Annotated in this window: 14 protein-coding genes; 6 read left to right on the top strand and 8 right to left on the bottom strand. The window is 64.4% G+C overall.

Annotated elements, in window-relative coordinates; genetic code table 11:
• Positions 1-2 precede the first annotated feature (2 nt).
• A complete protein-coding gene (locus tag GJW30_RS04540; RefSeq protein ID WP_096352202.1) occupies positions 3-914 on the bottom strand; it encodes an NAD(P)-dependent oxidoreductase in 912 nt (303 codons plus the stop codon).
• A gap of 48 nt (positions 915-962) precedes the next feature.
• Complete coding sequence (locus GJW30_RS04535) at positions 963-1,442, bottom strand: J domain-containing protein (protein ID WP_096352199.1); 480 nt, start codon at positions 1,440-1,442, stop codon at positions 963-965.
• Between the two features lie 116 nt (positions 1,443-1,558).
• Here GJW30_RS04535 and GJW30_RS04530 point away from each other — a divergent pair, with 116 nt between their 5' ends.
• Positions 1,559-2,347, top strand: a complete 789-nt coding sequence (locus GJW30_RS04530; protein ID WP_096352196.1) for an SDR family oxidoreductase — start codon at positions 1,559-1,561, stop codon at positions 2,345-2,347.
• On the opposite strand, the gene GJW30_RS04525 is transcribed toward GJW30_RS04530, so the two are convergent.
• A complete protein-coding gene (locus GJW30_RS04525) occupies positions 2,344-3,564 on the bottom strand; it encodes a class I SAM-dependent RNA methyltransferase (protein ID WP_096352193.1) in 1,221 nt (406 codons plus the stop codon). The genes GJW30_RS04530 and GJW30_RS04525 overlap by 4 nt on opposite strands.
• The gene (locus tag GJW30_RS04520; protein ID WP_096358655.1) at positions 3,557-4,282 is read right to left on the bottom strand and encodes a TlyA family RNA methyltransferase; all 726 of its coding nucleotides are present in this window, start codon (positions 4,280-4,282) and stop codon (positions 3,557-3,559) included. Before GJW30_RS04520 ends, GJW30_RS04525 begins: the two co-directional genes overlap by 8 nt.
• A gap of 81 nt (positions 4,283-4,363) precedes the next feature.
• Between GJW30_RS04520 and GJW30_RS04515 the strand changes: the two genes are divergently transcribed.
• The 3 genes from GJW30_RS04515 to GJW30_RS04505 are packed head-to-tail and all read left to right on the top strand — an operon-like array spanning position 4,364 to position 7,261.
• Positions 4,364-4,855 (top strand): hypothetical protein, encoded by a 492-nt coding sequence (locus GJW30_RS04515; RefSeq protein WP_130364749.1) that lies wholly within the window; start codon positions 4,364-4,366, stop codon positions 4,853-4,855.
• A gap of 43 nt (positions 4,856-4,898) precedes the next feature.
• On the top strand, positions 4,899-6,635 hold the full coding sequence (locus GJW30_RS04510) for an ABC transporter ATP-binding protein/permease (protein WP_096352187.1): 1,737 nt from the start codon (positions 4,899-4,901) through the stop codon (positions 6,633-6,635).
• 47 nt (positions 6,636-6,682) lie between these two features.
• Positions 6,683-7,261, top strand: a complete 579-nt coding sequence (locus tag GJW30_RS04505) for a hypothetical protein (protein WP_096352185.1) — start codon at positions 6,683-6,685, stop codon at positions 7,259-7,261.
• Positions 7,262-7,421: 160 nt separating this feature from the next.
• On the opposite strand, the gene GJW30_RS04500 is transcribed toward GJW30_RS04505, so the two are convergent.
• Together GJW30_RS04500 and GJW30_RS04495 are read right to left on the bottom strand one after the other, a co-directional pair.
• A complete protein-coding gene (locus GJW30_RS04500; RefSeq protein ID WP_096352182.1) occupies positions 7,422-7,673 on the bottom strand; it encodes an exodeoxyribonuclease VII small subunit in 252 nt (83 codons plus the stop codon).
• A gap of 5 nt (positions 7,674-7,678) precedes the next feature.
• A complete protein-coding gene (locus GJW30_RS04495) occupies positions 7,679-8,608 on the bottom strand; it encodes a histone deacetylase family protein (RefSeq protein ID WP_096352179.1) in 930 nt (309 codons plus the stop codon).
• Between the two features lie 125 nt (positions 8,609-8,733).
• Between GJW30_RS04495 and GJW30_RS04490 the strand changes: the two genes are divergently transcribed.
• Complete coding sequence (locus tag GJW30_RS04490; protein WP_096352176.1) at positions 8,734-9,684, top strand: ring-cleaving dioxygenase; 951 nt, start codon at positions 8,734-8,736, stop codon at positions 9,682-9,684.
• Between the two features lie 178 nt (positions 9,685-9,862).
• Here the strand turns inward: GJW30_RS04490 and GJW30_RS04485 are convergent, their stop codons facing one another.
• Both GJW30_RS04485 and GJW30_RS04480 read right to left on the bottom strand, forming a co-directional pair.
• Positions 9,863-10,615, bottom strand: a complete 753-nt coding sequence (locus GJW30_RS04485; protein ID WP_096352173.1) for a crotonase/enoyl-CoA hydratase family protein — start codon at positions 10,613-10,615, stop codon at positions 9,863-9,865.
• 132 nt (positions 10,616-10,747) lie between these two features.
• Positions 10,748-12,517 (bottom strand): acyl-CoA dehydrogenase family protein, encoded by a 1,770-nt coding sequence (locus GJW30_RS04480; RefSeq protein ID WP_096352170.1) that lies wholly within the window; start codon positions 12,515-12,517, stop codon positions 10,748-10,750.
• A 148-nt stretch (positions 12,518-12,665) separates the two neighbouring features.
• On the opposite strand from GJW30_RS04480, the gene GJW30_RS04475 reads away from it, so the two are divergent.
• The gene (locus GJW30_RS04475; protein WP_096358654.1) at positions 12,666-13,589 is read left to right on the top strand and encodes an L-threonylcarbamoyladenylate synthase; all 924 of its coding nucleotides are present in this window, start codon (positions 12,666-12,668) and stop codon (positions 13,587-13,589) included.
• Positions 13,590-13,655: the final 66 nt, after the last annotated feature.

Genomic DNA, 13,655 nt, shown 5'->3' with positions numbered 1-13,655 from the left:
CTCTACTTCTTGATGACGCTGCGCGCGATATCGATCGCGCGGCGAATGAGCGTCTCGGACGCGTCCGGCGTCCGGTAACCGCTGTGCGCGCTCAGCGTCACATTGTCCAGCTTCGTGAGCGGGTGACCCTTCGGCAGAGGCTCTTCGTGAAACACGTCGAGACCCGCATGGCGAATCTGCCCAGACTCCAGCGCTGCGATCATCGCTTTTTCGTCGACCAGCGCGGCACGCGCCGTGTTGACGAAGATGCAGCCGGGCTTGAGCTTCGCAATTCGTTCCGCGTTGAGGAAATTCTCCGTCTCGTTCGATAGCACGAGATTGATGGAAAGCACATCGGCCTGCGCCAGCACCTCATCGAGCGACGCCATCGTCACGCCGGCCTGTTGGCGCGGCGTGCGATTGAAAGCAAGGACACGCATGCCCATGCCGGCCGCGATGCGCGCGACTTCGCCGCCGATGCCGCCGAGGCCGATCAGGCCGAGCGTCTTGCCGGTGAGCTGAGGGCCCTCACGGGTGATCCACTCGCCGGCACGGACCTGGCGATCCATGCGCGCGAGATCGCGCGCCGCCGCCCACATCAGCGCGATGGTGTGCTCGGCAACAGCCGTATCGCCATAGCCCTTGATGGTGTGGACCTTCTGCCCCATCGCCTCGAGCGCGGCGACATCCATGTAGCTCGCCGCGCCGGTGCCGAGAAACACGACATGCTTGAGCGATGTGCAGAGTTTCATCTGCTCGGTCGGCATGAAGGTGTGATCGTTGAGCACGATGTCGTAGCCGGCAAGGATCTCCGGCAGCTTCTCGCGGTCGAACGGCTCGTAGTTGACGGTGATCGCCGGATCGTCTCCGGGGCGGAAGACGCGGTCGTAGACCGGGCGCAGTTGGTCGTTGCAGTCGACGAAGATCGTTTTCATGGGACATCCGGCAGGAGGGTCCCGCCAGATTAGAGGCGCAACGCCGCGTTACGCAACCCGCGCCGGCTTCGTCTTTTTGTCGCGCGCGTCCAGCTCTTCGTAGGCCGTCTGCACATGGACGAACATGGCGCTCAGATACTCGCTGACCTCTGGCGGCAGCGGGTGATTGGCGAACTGGTCCGGGTGATAGAGCCGCGCCTTGGCGATGTAAGCGGCGCGGATCTGCTCGTGCGTCGCACCGGCTTCGACGCCGAGCACACGCGCCGGATCGAAGCCGGCCGCGGGAGCGCGCTTGGTGAGCTGATCCGTCTTCGGCAGATCGAGTGAGCTGACCGACGCAATCGCCGTCTTGGCGATCGCCATCGCGCGGCCGTCGCGTTCGAAATCGATGAAGGCGTCCGGCCGGTTCAGTGCGTCCGTCAGTTTCTGCGCGCGTGAGAGAACGAGGCTGCCCTGCAATCGGTCACCCGAGGTGAGTTCGATTGCGATAGGCATGCGAAATTTGCTGCCACCATCGTCGGCATACATAGCTTTCTCCGTGGCTGCTGAGGTTCGACGCCATAGTATTGCAAGCGGGCTTCAGCGGACTTGCAACTTTCATTAAAACTTGAAGCAATGCGCGCCGCACCTAGGGAGGCACATCGATGGCCGAAGACTTCAAAGAAAAAATCGTCGTCGTCACGGGCGGCAGTCGCGGTATCGGGCGGGGGATCGCCAATGCCTTCGCGCGCGCTGGAGCGCAAACCGTGCTGGTTGCCGCAACGCAGAAGAATCTCGACGCCGCCGCCGACGCCATCGCGGCGGAAGGTCATCTCAAGCCTCTCGTCAGCGCCGGCGATCTCGGCTCGCTGAAATCCTGCGAGGCCGCCTTCGCGCTCGTCAAAGAGAAATTCGGCCGCTGCGATATCTTGGTCAATTCGGCCGGCGCGACGAAGGCAGGTTCGTTCGTCGATCAACCGGACGAAGATTGGATCGCGGGCTTCAACGGCAAATATTTTGCGGCCGTGCGCATGAGCCGCCTGTTCTGGCCGATGCTTGTTGCCGCGAAGGGTTCGCTCGTCAACATTGCGGGCGTCGCGGGGCGGCAGCCCGATCCGAACTTTCTCGTCGGCGGTTCCGCCAATGCCGCGATGATCAACTTCTCCAAAGGCCTCGCGGGCCAAGGCAAGAAGGACGACGTCAACGTCAACGTGATCCTTCCGGGCATCACCGAGACGGATCGCGTGATGGACCTGATGAAGCAGCGCGCCGCCGCGCTCAACATCTCGATGGACGAGGCGCGCAAGCAAACGCTGACGAAAGGCAACATCCGGCGCATCGGCACCGTCGAGGATATCGCTGCGCTGGCGTTGTTTCTCTGCTCGCCCGCGGCGCGGCACATCCAAGGCACGCAGATCACGGTCGATGGCGGCGCGACCGACGCAATGTCCTAGCGCTCGAACAGCGCAACGAGTTCGACATGCGCCGAGTAGCGGAACTGATCGACCGGCGTGACGCGCTTCAAGCGATATCCGCCGTCGATCAGGATGCGGGCATCGCGCGCGAATGTCACGGCGCTGCATGAGATTGCGATGACGCGTTTGATTTTGGTCGCGGCGAGCACCTTCACCTGCGCTTCGGCGCCCTGACGGGGCGGATCGAAGACGACGGCGTCGAAGCCCTTCAGCTCCTGCACGGTCAGCGGCGTGCGGAAGAGATCGCGCTTTGCGGCTGTTATCGGTTTGAGCCCCGATGTTTTCGAAGCCTTAGCGAGCGACTCGATCGCACCGGCATCGCTGTCGAGCGCCGTGACGCTCGCACGTTCGGCGAGCCGCAACGCAAATGGCCCGACGCCGCAGAAAAGATCGGCGACGCGCTTCGCGTTTCCGGCATGCTCGAGCACCAGCCGCGCCAGCGTTTCCTCGCCCTCTCGCGTCGCCTGCAAGAAAGAGCCGGACGGCAGCGGCACATGCGCCTTGCCCATGCGCAGCACGGGTGTAACGCGTTGACCGACGAGTTCGCCGTGACGCGTCAACCGCGCGAGCCGAAGCTCGGCGGCAAGTTTCGCCAGCGCATTGGCGCGCGCCGGCGCCAGCGGCCCACTGCCGCGAATGTCGACATCCAGTCCCGTGTCACTCGCCGTGAAATGAAGGTCGAGCGGCTTGGATAACGGCTCCAACGCGCCGGCGAGCCGCCGCGCGAGTTCGATCGCGCCGCCGAGTTCCGGTGCGAGCACCGGGCACTCTTCGATCGGCACGATCCAATGTGCGCGCGGCGCCGCGAAGCCGACCTTGAGGCCGTCGCCGCTGTTGCGTGCATGAAAGACGACGCGGCGGCGGCCGGTGCCGTGCGCATCGATCACCGGGTCGACGCCGGTGTCGATTCCGGCATGCGACAGCGCGCTCGCGACAAGATCGTGCTTCCATGCGCGATACGGCTCGCCCGCCCAATGCTGCGTCGCGCAGCCGCCGCAGACACCGAAATGGCGACAGATTGGCGCAATGCGATCGGCACTCGGCGTCTCGACATCGACGAGCGTGCGGCGATCCGGCTGTTCGGCCGCTTCGGCGCGGACCACTTCGCTCGGCAGCGTGTAGGCAATGAAGAGGCCGTCGCGCGTCACGCCGTCGCCGCGTTGCCCCATGTGGTCGATGGTGAAGCGCTCAGCCACGTGATGCTCCGAGCAGGAATTCGCGGTTGCCGTCGCCGCCTTCGATCGGCGATGGGATCACGCCGTGGACCATCAGGCCGGCATCGCGCACGAGAGTTTCGATGTCGTCGCACGCCTGCTGCTGAAGCGCGGCATCGCGCACCACGCCCTTCTTCACCCCCGCGCGGCCGACCTCGAATTGCGGTTTGATGAGTGCAACGAGCTTCATCTGCGATGCGGCGAGCGAAAGCGTTGCCGGCAAAACGAGGCGGAGCGAAATGAAACTCACATCGATGACGAGGAACGACGGCGGCTCGGTGATGTCGGCGCGGGATAACGTGCGGATATCCTGCTGTTCGAGCGAAACGATCTCCGGCCGAACGCGCAGCCGCGCGTGCAGCTGATCGCGGCCGACATCGACAGCGAAAACCTTATTTGCACCGCGCGACAGCAGCACTTCCGTGAAGCCGCCCGTCGAGGCGCCGATGTCGGCGCAAACTTGGCCCGCCGGGTCAAAGCCGAAATAGTCGAGCGCGGCGACGAGTTTGAGCGCGCCACGCGACACCCACGGATGCTCCGCCTCAGCCATTATCTCGGCGGCGCTATCGGCCTCGACCGACGCTTTGCGCACGACCGCGCCGTTAACCGTCACGCGGCCGGCCGCAATCGCGGCCTGGGCACGCGCCCGGCTCTCGAACAGCCCTCGCTGCACCAGAATATGGTCGATGCGCCGCTTCATCGCGGCGAAGTGCCACGTTTGCGCCTTCGCGTCCAAACATATTACGGTGCGGCAAAAGCAATAACGTCACGAGGGGTTTGCATGCGACTTTGGAATATCGGGCTCTCCGCTAGCCTGGTTCTAGCATTGATGTCGCCCGCCATCGCGCAGGAAGAGACGCCGAAGTGGATGGTGCATGCGGACGGCGGGCTCGTCGTCATCGCGTTCCAAGTGCCGGATAGCGACGACGTGCGCTTCCATGTCGACTGCGACATCAAGCCGAAACGCACACGCGTCACGCTGTACGAGGAAATCAAACGCACCCGCGTCAATCAGCCGGTGACGATCGAGATTGCCAACGGCGTCGAGAAGGTGAGCCTCAAGGGCAAAACCGCGACCGACGAGATGAACGGCTATACCTACGCGCAGGCGAGCGGCATCAAGCTCGCGCCGTTTCTGGCGCTCCTCGCAAAGCCCGGCGAAGTCACCGCCATTGCCGTGACGCCGAAAGCGAAATCCGACGGGATGAAGCTGCCGGATACAGGGCGCGCCGATGCCGTAAAGGAATTCGCCGCGAAATGTTCGCTGCCGTGACCACGATCTCCTCGCAACGCGCGTTCGCGTCACGGGCTTACGCATGAACAATTTCGTCGAGGCGCTGCGCACATTCTTCAAAGTCGCGCTGCCGTATTTCAATTCCGAGGAGAGATGGGCGGCGCGCAGCCTGCTCACCGCCATCATCGCGGCAGAGCTTGGAATCGTCGCCGTCGCGGTTGCGGTGATCCAGTGGAACGCGCGTTTCTTCAACGCGCTCGAAGCGAAGAACTGGACCGCCTTCAAAGCCGAACTCATTGTCTTCTGCTTCATTACGGCGGGTGCGATCGTCGCGGGCGCCTCGAAGTATTATTTTGGGCAGCGGCTGCAGATCGGCTGGCGGCGATGGCTGACGGAAAACTACGTGAAAGTCTGGATGGCCGACGGCCGCCACTATCGCGTCCGCGCGATCGAGCCGAATGTCGACAACATCCATCTCCGCATCGCGAGCGACGTCTACATCTTCATTCAGCGCACGCACGAACTCACAACCGGTTTGCTCGGCAGCGTCGTCGCATTAGCGTCATTCGCCTATATTCTGTGGGGGCTTTCGGCGACGACGCCGTTGCCGCTGCTCGGCACGAATTGGCAGTTTCCGGGCTATCTCATCGTCATCGCGATCGCTTATGCGAGCATCGGCACCTTCTTCGCGCACCACATCGGATGGCGTCTCATTACGCTGAACTTCAATCAGCAGCGCTACGAATCCGATTTCCGCTTCGCGATCGTGCGCGCGGCCGATCATTCCGAACCGATCGCGCTGATGCGCGGTGAACCTGTCGAGCGGCGCGAACTCGGTCATCGCTTCCGCAATCTCGTCGGCAATTGGAGCGCTCTCGTGCGCCGCCAGGTGCGGCTCGAAGCCTTCGTTGCAGGCTACGGGCATATTTCCACGGTGTTCCCGATCCTCGTCGTGAGCCCGGCCTATCTTTCGGGCGCGATCACGCTCGGCACACTGGTGCAGGCGCATCTCGCGTTCCAGCGCGTCGAAGGCGCATTCGCGTTCTGCATTTCGTCTTACGCCAAGCTCGCCGAATGGAAGGCGCTGACAGATCGTCTCGCGCAGTATCAGGAAGCTATGGTTCACGTCGACCAATCGAGCCTGGAGCCGGCCGGCAAGATCGAGACGACGGCGAGCCGGAACGGCGACGTCGCGGCGAACGATGTCACGGTGCGTTTGCCGTCCGGCATCGCGGTTGCGGAGCTTGCCAAACTCGATGTCGCGCCGGGCGGGCGGGCTCTCATCACGGGCTCTTCGGGCTCGGGCAAGTCGAGCTTCTTCCGCGCGCTGACGGGACTTTGGCCGAATGGTTCCGGCACCATTGCGCTGCCGCAGGGCCGCGAGATTCTCGCCATGCCGCAACGGCCGTACTTTCCGCTCGGCACATTGCGCGATGCGCTGACCTATCCGGTGCCGGCCGACACCGTGCCGAACGCCGAGATCGGCGAAGTGCTCGAAGCCGTCGGGCTCACTCATTTCGCCGCCCATCTCGACGAGATCAAGGATTGGAACGTCGTTCTGTCCGGCGGCGAGCAGCAGCGCGTCGCCTTCGCGCGTGCGCTCCTGCGACGACCCGGCGTCTTGCTTTTCGACGAGCCGGTTTCGACACTGTCGGACGCAAGCGCTCGCGATCTCTACACGATGCTGCTAAGCCGCTTGCCGGATACGATCGTTCTGGCGATCGATCGGCGCGGCGTGCTGAGCGATCTGCATGCGCAGACCGTTGAAATGACGGCACCAAGCGAGACGGGGCGACCCGCCGTCCTGGCGCCGGCGTAAGTTGGAAGAAAGAGGCACGCAGAATGACGGGCCCGAGGGAGACCACGATGCCGAAGATGAACTATTGGACCGATAAGTGGGACCTGCACGAAGACATTTGCCCGTGCGATGTCCACTTCAACGATTGGGCCGAGGATCAGAAACTCAAGAACAAATTGATCTACCACTTCGGCACCGGCACGCATCACGTCATCGGGCGCAAGCAGGCCGAGAATGGTTCGGGCAACAACGTGCTCGCGATCACGGCTTCGATCGAGGAATACGAAGCGTTCATCAAGCTCGTGTCGGAGTACAGCAAGGTCAACAAGCAGTATTCGGCGTATTTCGGCGACATCTATCTGACCAACCCGACGCTGCTGCCGGACGCGTTCGACGCCGTCACGATGTTTCACCTCTGCGAGTTCTTCTTCCCGAACACGGCGAGCAAGGAATACGGCGGGTTCACCGACTTGCAGCTACTGAACCTCTTCACCGACAAGACGAAAGTCGGCGGCCACATCCTGTTCTACACGCGCTCGATCGCCTTCGATAAGGCGAAGGCCGTGATCGCGGATTGGGAGAAGGAGAAGAAGGTGAAGCGCGTCAGCGAGTTCAAGACGCTGCTGGTTTATCAGAAGACGGCGTAGGCCTTAGATCGTCATGGTGAGGAGCCGCATGTCGGCAAAGCCGACTGCGGCGTCTCGAACCACGACGCCGAGGTGTCGCGGCGATGGGGCCGTCGTCCTTCGAGACGCGATGTTGTCGGCTCCGCCGACGCATCGCTCCTCAGGATGACGGAGATACGCTTTAGTCCACATCCAGCGGCGTCGTGCCGGTCGGCTTGCCGCCCGCATCGAGCGTGATCTTCTCGACGCGCGCTTCCGCCTGACGCAGAAGATCATCGCAACGGCGCTTCAAGACTTCGCCGCGTTCATAAATCGCCACCGACTCTTCGAGCGGCACGTCGCCGCGTTCCAAGCGCTGAACAATCGTCTCGAGTTCGGCGAGCGCCTTCTCGAATGTCAACGTTGCGACATCTTCGTGTGCTTTTGCAGCCATCTATTTTATCCGTGCATCAACGCGGTGACGTGAGCCGCGACCGATTTGGCGAGACCCTGCAGGTCATAACCGCCTTCGAGAATCGATACCACCCGGCCGCCCGCCGTTTCGTCAGCAACCTGCATCAATTGCTGTGTCGCCCACGTGTAGTCGGGCTCGAGGAAATTCAAGTTCGCGAGCGGGTCTCGCGCATGCGCGTCGAAGCCCGCCGAGATGATGACGAAATCCGGCTTGAAGTCGCGCAGGCGCGGCAGGATCGACGTTAGCATCGCGTCGCGGAACTGATCGCCGCCGTCGCCGGGGCTCAGCGGTGCATTGACGATCGTATTGTAATCGCCGCGTTCCGACAGCGCGCCCGTGCCGGGATAGAGAGGCATCTGATGCGTCGAGCAGTACATCACGCTGGCGTCTTTCCAGAAAATATCCTGGCTGCCGTTGCCGTGATGTACGTCGAAGTCGACGATGGCGACGCGCTCGGCGCCGTGCTGCTTCTGCGCATGGCGCGCCGCGACGGCCGCCTGGTTGAAAAAGCAAAAACCCATCGGCGTCGCGCTCTCGGCATGGTGGCCGGGCGGACGCGTCGCGACGAAGGCATTCTCGACCTTCTTTTCGAACACTTCGTCGACAGCGAGCACCGCGCCGCCGCAGGCGCGCATCGCGGCCTCGAAGCTGCCCGGTGACATCGTCGTGTCGCCATCGAGGCGCACCATGCCTTCGCTCGGATTGGCGTCGCGGATCGCCTCGACATACTGGCGCGGATGCGCGAGCGCGACCTGCTCGATCGTCGCCATCGGGGCTTCCTCACGCAGCAGCGTCTGGAACGCCTCGACCTCCAACGCCTGCTCGACCGCGCGCAACCGGTCCGGCCGTTCCGGATGGCCGGGCGGCACGAGATGGTTGAGGCAAGCCGAGTGCGAGAGCAGCAGCGTGGTCATTCGGGGCTTTCTGATGGGGAATCGGCCTCAATGAAGCCTGGGCGCGGCATCACGTCAACCGCCTGCGGGCTCCAATACCGGCCACGTGGGTTGCAGGAGCGGCAGGCAAACTCTAGGTCGTAGATATGCAACTGACTGGAATTCACCACCTCACCGCCGTTTCGGCTGACGCGCCCGGAAACCTGCGTTTCTACACGCAGGTGCTCGGCATGCGTCTGGTCAAGAAGACCGTCAACCAGGACGATGTCAGCGCGTATCATCTCTTCTACGCCGACGGAAAAGCCTCGCCCGGCTCGGATCTCACCTTTTTCGATTGGCCAGTCGCGCGCGAGAAGCGCGGCACCCGTTCGATCGTCCGCACCGCGTTGCGTGTAAAAGGCGAGGCGACTCTCGCCTGGTGGTCGGACCATCTCAAGGCGGATGGCGTGAAGGCCGAGCCGGTCGTCATGCGCGATGCACGCTGGACGCTCGATTTCGAAGATCCGGAGGGTCAGCGGCTCAGCCTCATCGACGACGGCGGCGCGGGAGAAGCGCATCCGTGGGACAAGAGCCCGATCGTGCCGGAGCATCAAATCCGCGGTCTCGGCCCGATCACACTGAGTGTCGCCAATCTGGAGCCGACCGATCTCGTGCTCACGCGGCTGATGGAGATGCGCAAGGTGCGCGACTATCGGCATGGCGATGGTGCGGACCGTTTCGTGCATGTCTATGCGATGGGCGATGGCGGACCGGCTGCCGAACTGCATGTCGCGGTCGAGCCGGAGTTGCCGGTCGCCGAGCCGGGCGCGGGTTCGGTGCATCACGTCGCGTTCCGGACACCGAACGATCAGGAATACGCGGCGTGGGCCGAGCGCCTCGCGCAGCTGCGCATTCCGAACAGCGGGCCGGTCGACCGCTTCTATTTCAAAAGTCTCTATTTCCGCGAGCCGAACGGCATTCTGTTCGAGATCGCGACCGACGGCCCGGGCTTTGCGACCGACGAGCCGATGGAAACGCTGGGCGAGAAACTCGCTCTGCCGCCGTTTTTGGAAGGCCGCCGGGATGAGATCGAGAAGGGATTGAAGCCTCTCGTCTAGCGCCCGCTCGCAGCGTCATTGGTTGCCCCCCTCCCTGTCCCTCCCCCGCAAGGGGGGAGGGAACCACGGCAATTGGCGCCTGCGATCGGATCGAGGGGCTGGGCTGGTGAGATCGCGCCTCTGGCGTTCCCTCCCCCCTTGCGGGGGAGGGACAGGGAGGGGGGTGCACAGCCCGGGATCACCGCGCCCTATTCAAAAACGCCGCGAACGCATTCTGCGCTTCGGGCGAGCGCAGACGATCGCGGAACATCGCGGCTTCGCGATCGATGCGCGCGACGGCTTCCTCAGCGGACGGGCGCATCAGATGCCGCGCGATCGCCATCGCCTCACGCGGCAAGGCCGCGATCTCGCGCGCGGCTTTCAGCGCGGCGGCATCGACCTCATTCGGCGGCACGACTTCGTTGGCGATCCCGGCCTCCTTCGCGCCTTTCGCATCGAGCGGGCGGCCCATCGCGAGCAGCGCGAAGGCGCGCTGATAGCCGATCTGGCGCGGTCCCATCAGCGTCGATCCAGCCTCGGGCAAGATACCGAGGCTGATGAACGGCGTCGCGAGCCGCGCGTCTTCGCCGACCACGACATAGTCGCAGTGAAACAGCATCGTTGTGCCGATGCCGATCGCGAGACCCTGCACGGCGGCGACCAGCGGCTTCTCGCTGCGCGGCAATGCGTGCAGCAGTCGCATGATGTCGTTCGACAGAGTGCCGGTGCCGGACGCAGCCGCCATGAAATCCTTCATGTCGTTGCCGGCCGAGAAAGCGCCCGGCACGCCGGCGATCAACACCGCACCGATCGAATCGTCGTCGCTGGCGTTCTCGATCGCCTCGGCCATCGCGCAATACATTACGCCGGTCAGAGCGTTCTTCTTGTCGGGCCGGTTCATGCGCACGGTACGCACGCCGTCGGCGTCCGTGATCTCGACAAGCTCAGTCATTGCAAAGAACTCCGCTCATTCCCGCGAACGCGGGAATCCAGTTGCGCCCGGCAGGGCGCGTTTCACAAACTTTGTCGCATGCTGCCGCACGCGTGCCGGACCCCCGCTTCTGCGGAGGTGAGCGGAGTTATGTCAAGCCGCGTCGTGAAGCTGCGCGACAGAGTCGGCCGCTTCCGTCACGGTCGTCTCTAGTCCGCCGGCCAGCACCGCGACATTCTCAGCAAAGAAACGCGCCAGTGTGACACGACCCGATGCGTCCCCGCCTTCGAGACGCAGCGCGGTGAGCGCTTCGTCGGCGAGCGCGCAGCCGCCAGCCGCGGTGCCGAACAAGCGCAGATACGGCGTCGCGCCGGCGAGCGCAGCTTCGCCCGCGCCGCTGCCGAGCTCTTTCAGCAACCACTCGGTCGCGCGCGACAGCGATTCGACCGCATCGCCGAGCCGCGTTGCGGTCGCGCCGAAGGCCGGATCGTTGATTTCCTTCACCTTCGCGACGACGGCCCGCAGCTCCGCGATATATCCACGCACGGTCTCGCCGCCGGAGAGCGGCAGCTTGCGCGTGACAAGATCGATCGACTGAATGCCGTTGGTGCCTTCGTAGATCTGGTTGATGCGGGCATCCCGATAGTGCTGTGCCGCACCGGTTTCCTCGATGAAGCCCATGCCGCCATGCACCTGCACGCCGAGCGAGGCAACCTCGGTACCGATGTCGGTCGCGAACGCTTTCGCAACCGGCGTCAGCAACGACGCGCGTTCGTTCGCGGCTTTGCGCGCCGCGTCGTCCTTGCCGTGATGCGCGCCGTCGAGCGAGACCGCGGTCTGGTAGCAGATCGCGCGCGCCGCGCGCGTCATTGCGCGCATCGTCAGCAACATGCGGCGCACGTCCGGATGATCGATGATCGGGCTTGATTCCTTTGCGCCTGGCGCGCGCCCCTGCTTGCGGTCGCGCGCGTAAGCGAAAGCGCCTTGCGTCGCCCGCTCCGCGATGCCGACGCCCTGCAGGCCCACCGCGAGGCGCGCATTGTTCATCATCGTGAACATGCAATTGAGCCCGCGATTTTCTTCGCCGATCAGCCATCCGGTCGCGCCGCCTTCGTCGCCAAGCACCATCGTGCAGGTCGGCGAGCCGTGGACGCCGAGCTTGTGCTCGATCGAGTGACAGCGAACGTCGTTGCGCTTGCCGGGTGTGCCGTCCGCATTCGGGATGAATTTCGGCACGAGGAAGAGCGAGACACCGCGATTGCCTGGCGGCGCGTCGGTGAGACGCGCCAGCACGAAGTGGATGATGTTGTCGGTGAGATCGTGCTCGCCGTAGGTGATGAAAATCTTCTGCCCGGTGATGCGATACGTCCCGTCCGGTTGGCGCTCCGCGCGTGTGCGCAACGCGCCGACGTCGGAGCCGGCTTGCGGCTCGGTGAGCTGCATCGTGCCGGTCCACTCGCCGGAGATCATTTTCGCGAGGTAGAGGTCCTTGAGTTCGGGCGCGCCATGCGCCGTGAGCGCCTCGATCGCGCCGCCGGTCAGCAGCGGGTTGAGGCTGAAGGCCATCGAGGCCGAATTCCACATCTCGATGCAGGCCGCGTTGACGGCGATCGGCAAGCCCTGCCCGCCGAAATCCGGCGTCGCCGCGATGCCATTCCAGCCGGCCGCCGCCCAAGACGTGTAAGCGTCTTTGAAACCCGGCGCGGTCTTCACCGTGCCGCCGTCGAATTTCGCGCCGATGCGGTCCCCCGCGACGTTGAGCGGCGCGATGACATCGGCGGCGAACTTGCCGGCCTCTTCGAGCACGGCCGCGACCGTCTCGGCGTCCATATCCGGAAACTGGCCGGAATCGATCGCAGTCTGCAGCCCGGCATTATGCAGCAGCGTGAATACGATATCGTCGACGGGGGCCCGGTATGTCATTGACGTCTCTCCCTTGACGGCGATAACGCGCCGCCGCACTTAGCGGATTCAATTTAAACCAAGGCGGGGCCAAGTCGAGCCCGGCCGAGAGAGCAACGTGAAGCCGATCGCGACCAAAGTGACGCAAGCCGACCGCACCGCCGCCCGTATGGCAGCGCAAGTGTTGGCGGGCGGCGGGCTTGTCGCCTTCCCAACCGAGACGGTTTACGGGCTCGGCGCCGATGCGACCGTCGGAGCAGCCGTGGCGCGCATCTATGCCGCGAAGGAGCGCCCGCAATTTAACCCGCTGATCGCGCATGTCCCCGATCTCCAGGGCGCATACCGGCTCGGCCGCTTCAACACACAGGCGCTGGCGCTTGCGTCGGCGTTCTGGCCAGGGCCGCTGACCCTCGTGGTGCCGAAGGCCGAGGGCTGCCCGGTCGCCGATCTCGCCACCGCGGGCCTCGATACGGTCGCGATCCGCATGCCGGCTCATCCGGTCGCGCAGGCGATCCTGCAGGCGTTCGGCAAGCCGGTCTGCGCGCCGTCCGCCAATCGCTCCGGCCATGTCTCGCCGACGGCCGCCGCGCATGTGCTGCGCGATCTCAAGGGCCGGGTCGATCTCATCGTCGATGGCGGGGCGACACAGGTCGGCATCGAGTCGACGATCGTCGCCTGTATCGGCGATGCGCCGGTTCTGCTGCGGCCCGGCGGCCTGCCGCGCGAAGCCATCGAGGCGAAGCTGGGCGTTGCCCTTGCAGTGCCCGCTGCGCATGACGAGAGCAAGCCCCTCGCGCCCGGCATGCTCGCTTCGCATTACGCGCCGCGCGTTCCGGTTCGCCTTGATGCGACGAGTGTTTCCGCAAACGAAGCGCTGCTCGCGTTCGGGCCTGCGCCGCTACGGGGCAGTGACGTTACGCTGAACCTTTCGGTGCGCGGCGATACGGCGGAGGCCGCCGCCAACCTGTTCGGCCACCTGCGCGAACTCGATGACAAACGGCCTGCCGCCATCGCCGTCATGCCGATTCCGCATAGCGGACTTGGCGAAGCCATCAACGACCGTCTCCGCCGCGCAGCAGCCCCGCGCGCCTAGAGCTTGACGGGCGGACCGGGCAGACGGCATCAGTCCGGCTCGTAACTGCGTCAGTATCAGCGTGTC

Origin of the sequence: Variibacter gotjawalensis, from assembly GCF_002355335.1 — a bacterium.
GTDB lineage: Bacteria > Pseudomonadota > Alphaproteobacteria > Rhizobiales > Xanthobacteraceae > Variibacter > Variibacter gotjawalensis.
The sequence above is the reverse complement of the archived record's forward strand: the minus strand, read 5'-3'. Positions and strand labels throughout refer to the sequence as shown.

Bases quoted from the DNA above. Each gene is read 5' to 3' on its own strand.
- GJW30_RS04530 (WP_096352196.1), top strand. From the start codon at position 1,559: ATGGCCGAAGACTTCAAAGAAAAAATCGTCGTCGTCACGGGCGGCAGT.
- GJW30_RS04535 (WP_096352199.1), bottom strand. From the start codon at position 1,442: ATGTATGCCGACGATGGTGGCAGCAAATTTCGCATGCCTATCGCAATC.
- GJW30_RS04515 (WP_130364749.1), top strand. From the start codon at position 4,364: ATGCGACTTTGGAATATCGGGCTCTCCGCTAGCCTGGTTCTAGCATTG.
- GJW30_RS04475 (WP_096358654.1), top strand. From the start codon at position 12,666: ATGGCAGCGCAAGTGTTGGCGGGCGGCGGGCTTGTCGCCTTCCCAACC.
- GJW30_RS04490 (WP_096352176.1), top strand. From the start codon at position 8,734: ATGCAACTGACTGGAATTCACCACCTCACCGCCGTTTCGGCTGACGCG.
- GJW30_RS04500 (WP_096352182.1), bottom strand. From the start codon at position 7,673: ATGGCTGCAAAAGCACACGAAGATGTCGCAACGTTGACATTCGAGAAG.
- GJW30_RS04480 (WP_096352170.1), bottom strand. From the start codon at position 12,517: ATGACATACCGGGCCCCCGTCGACGATATCGTATTCACGCTGCTGCAT.
- GJW30_RS04540 (WP_096352202.1), bottom strand. From the start codon at position 914: ATGAAAACGATCTTCGTCGACTGCAACGACCAACTGCGCCCGGTCTAC.
- GJW30_RS04510 (WP_096352187.1), top strand. From the start codon at position 4,899: ATGAACAATTTCGTCGAGGCGCTGCGCACATTCTTCAAAGTCGCGCTG.
- GJW30_RS04485 (WP_096352173.1), bottom strand. From the start codon at position 10,615: ATGACTGAGCTTGTCGAGATCACGGACGCCGACGGCGTGCGTACCGTG.
- GJW30_RS04495 (WP_096352179.1), bottom strand. From the start codon at position 8,608: ATGACCACGCTGCTGCTCTCGCACTCGGCTTGCCTCAACCATCTCGTG.
- GJW30_RS04505 (WP_096352185.1), top strand. From the start codon at position 6,683: ATGCCGAAGATGAACTATTGGACCGATAAGTGGGACCTGCACGAAGAC.
- GJW30_RS04520 (WP_096358655.1), bottom strand. From the start codon at position 4,282: ATGAAGCGGCGCATCGACCATATTCTGGTGCAGCGAGGGCTGTTCGAG.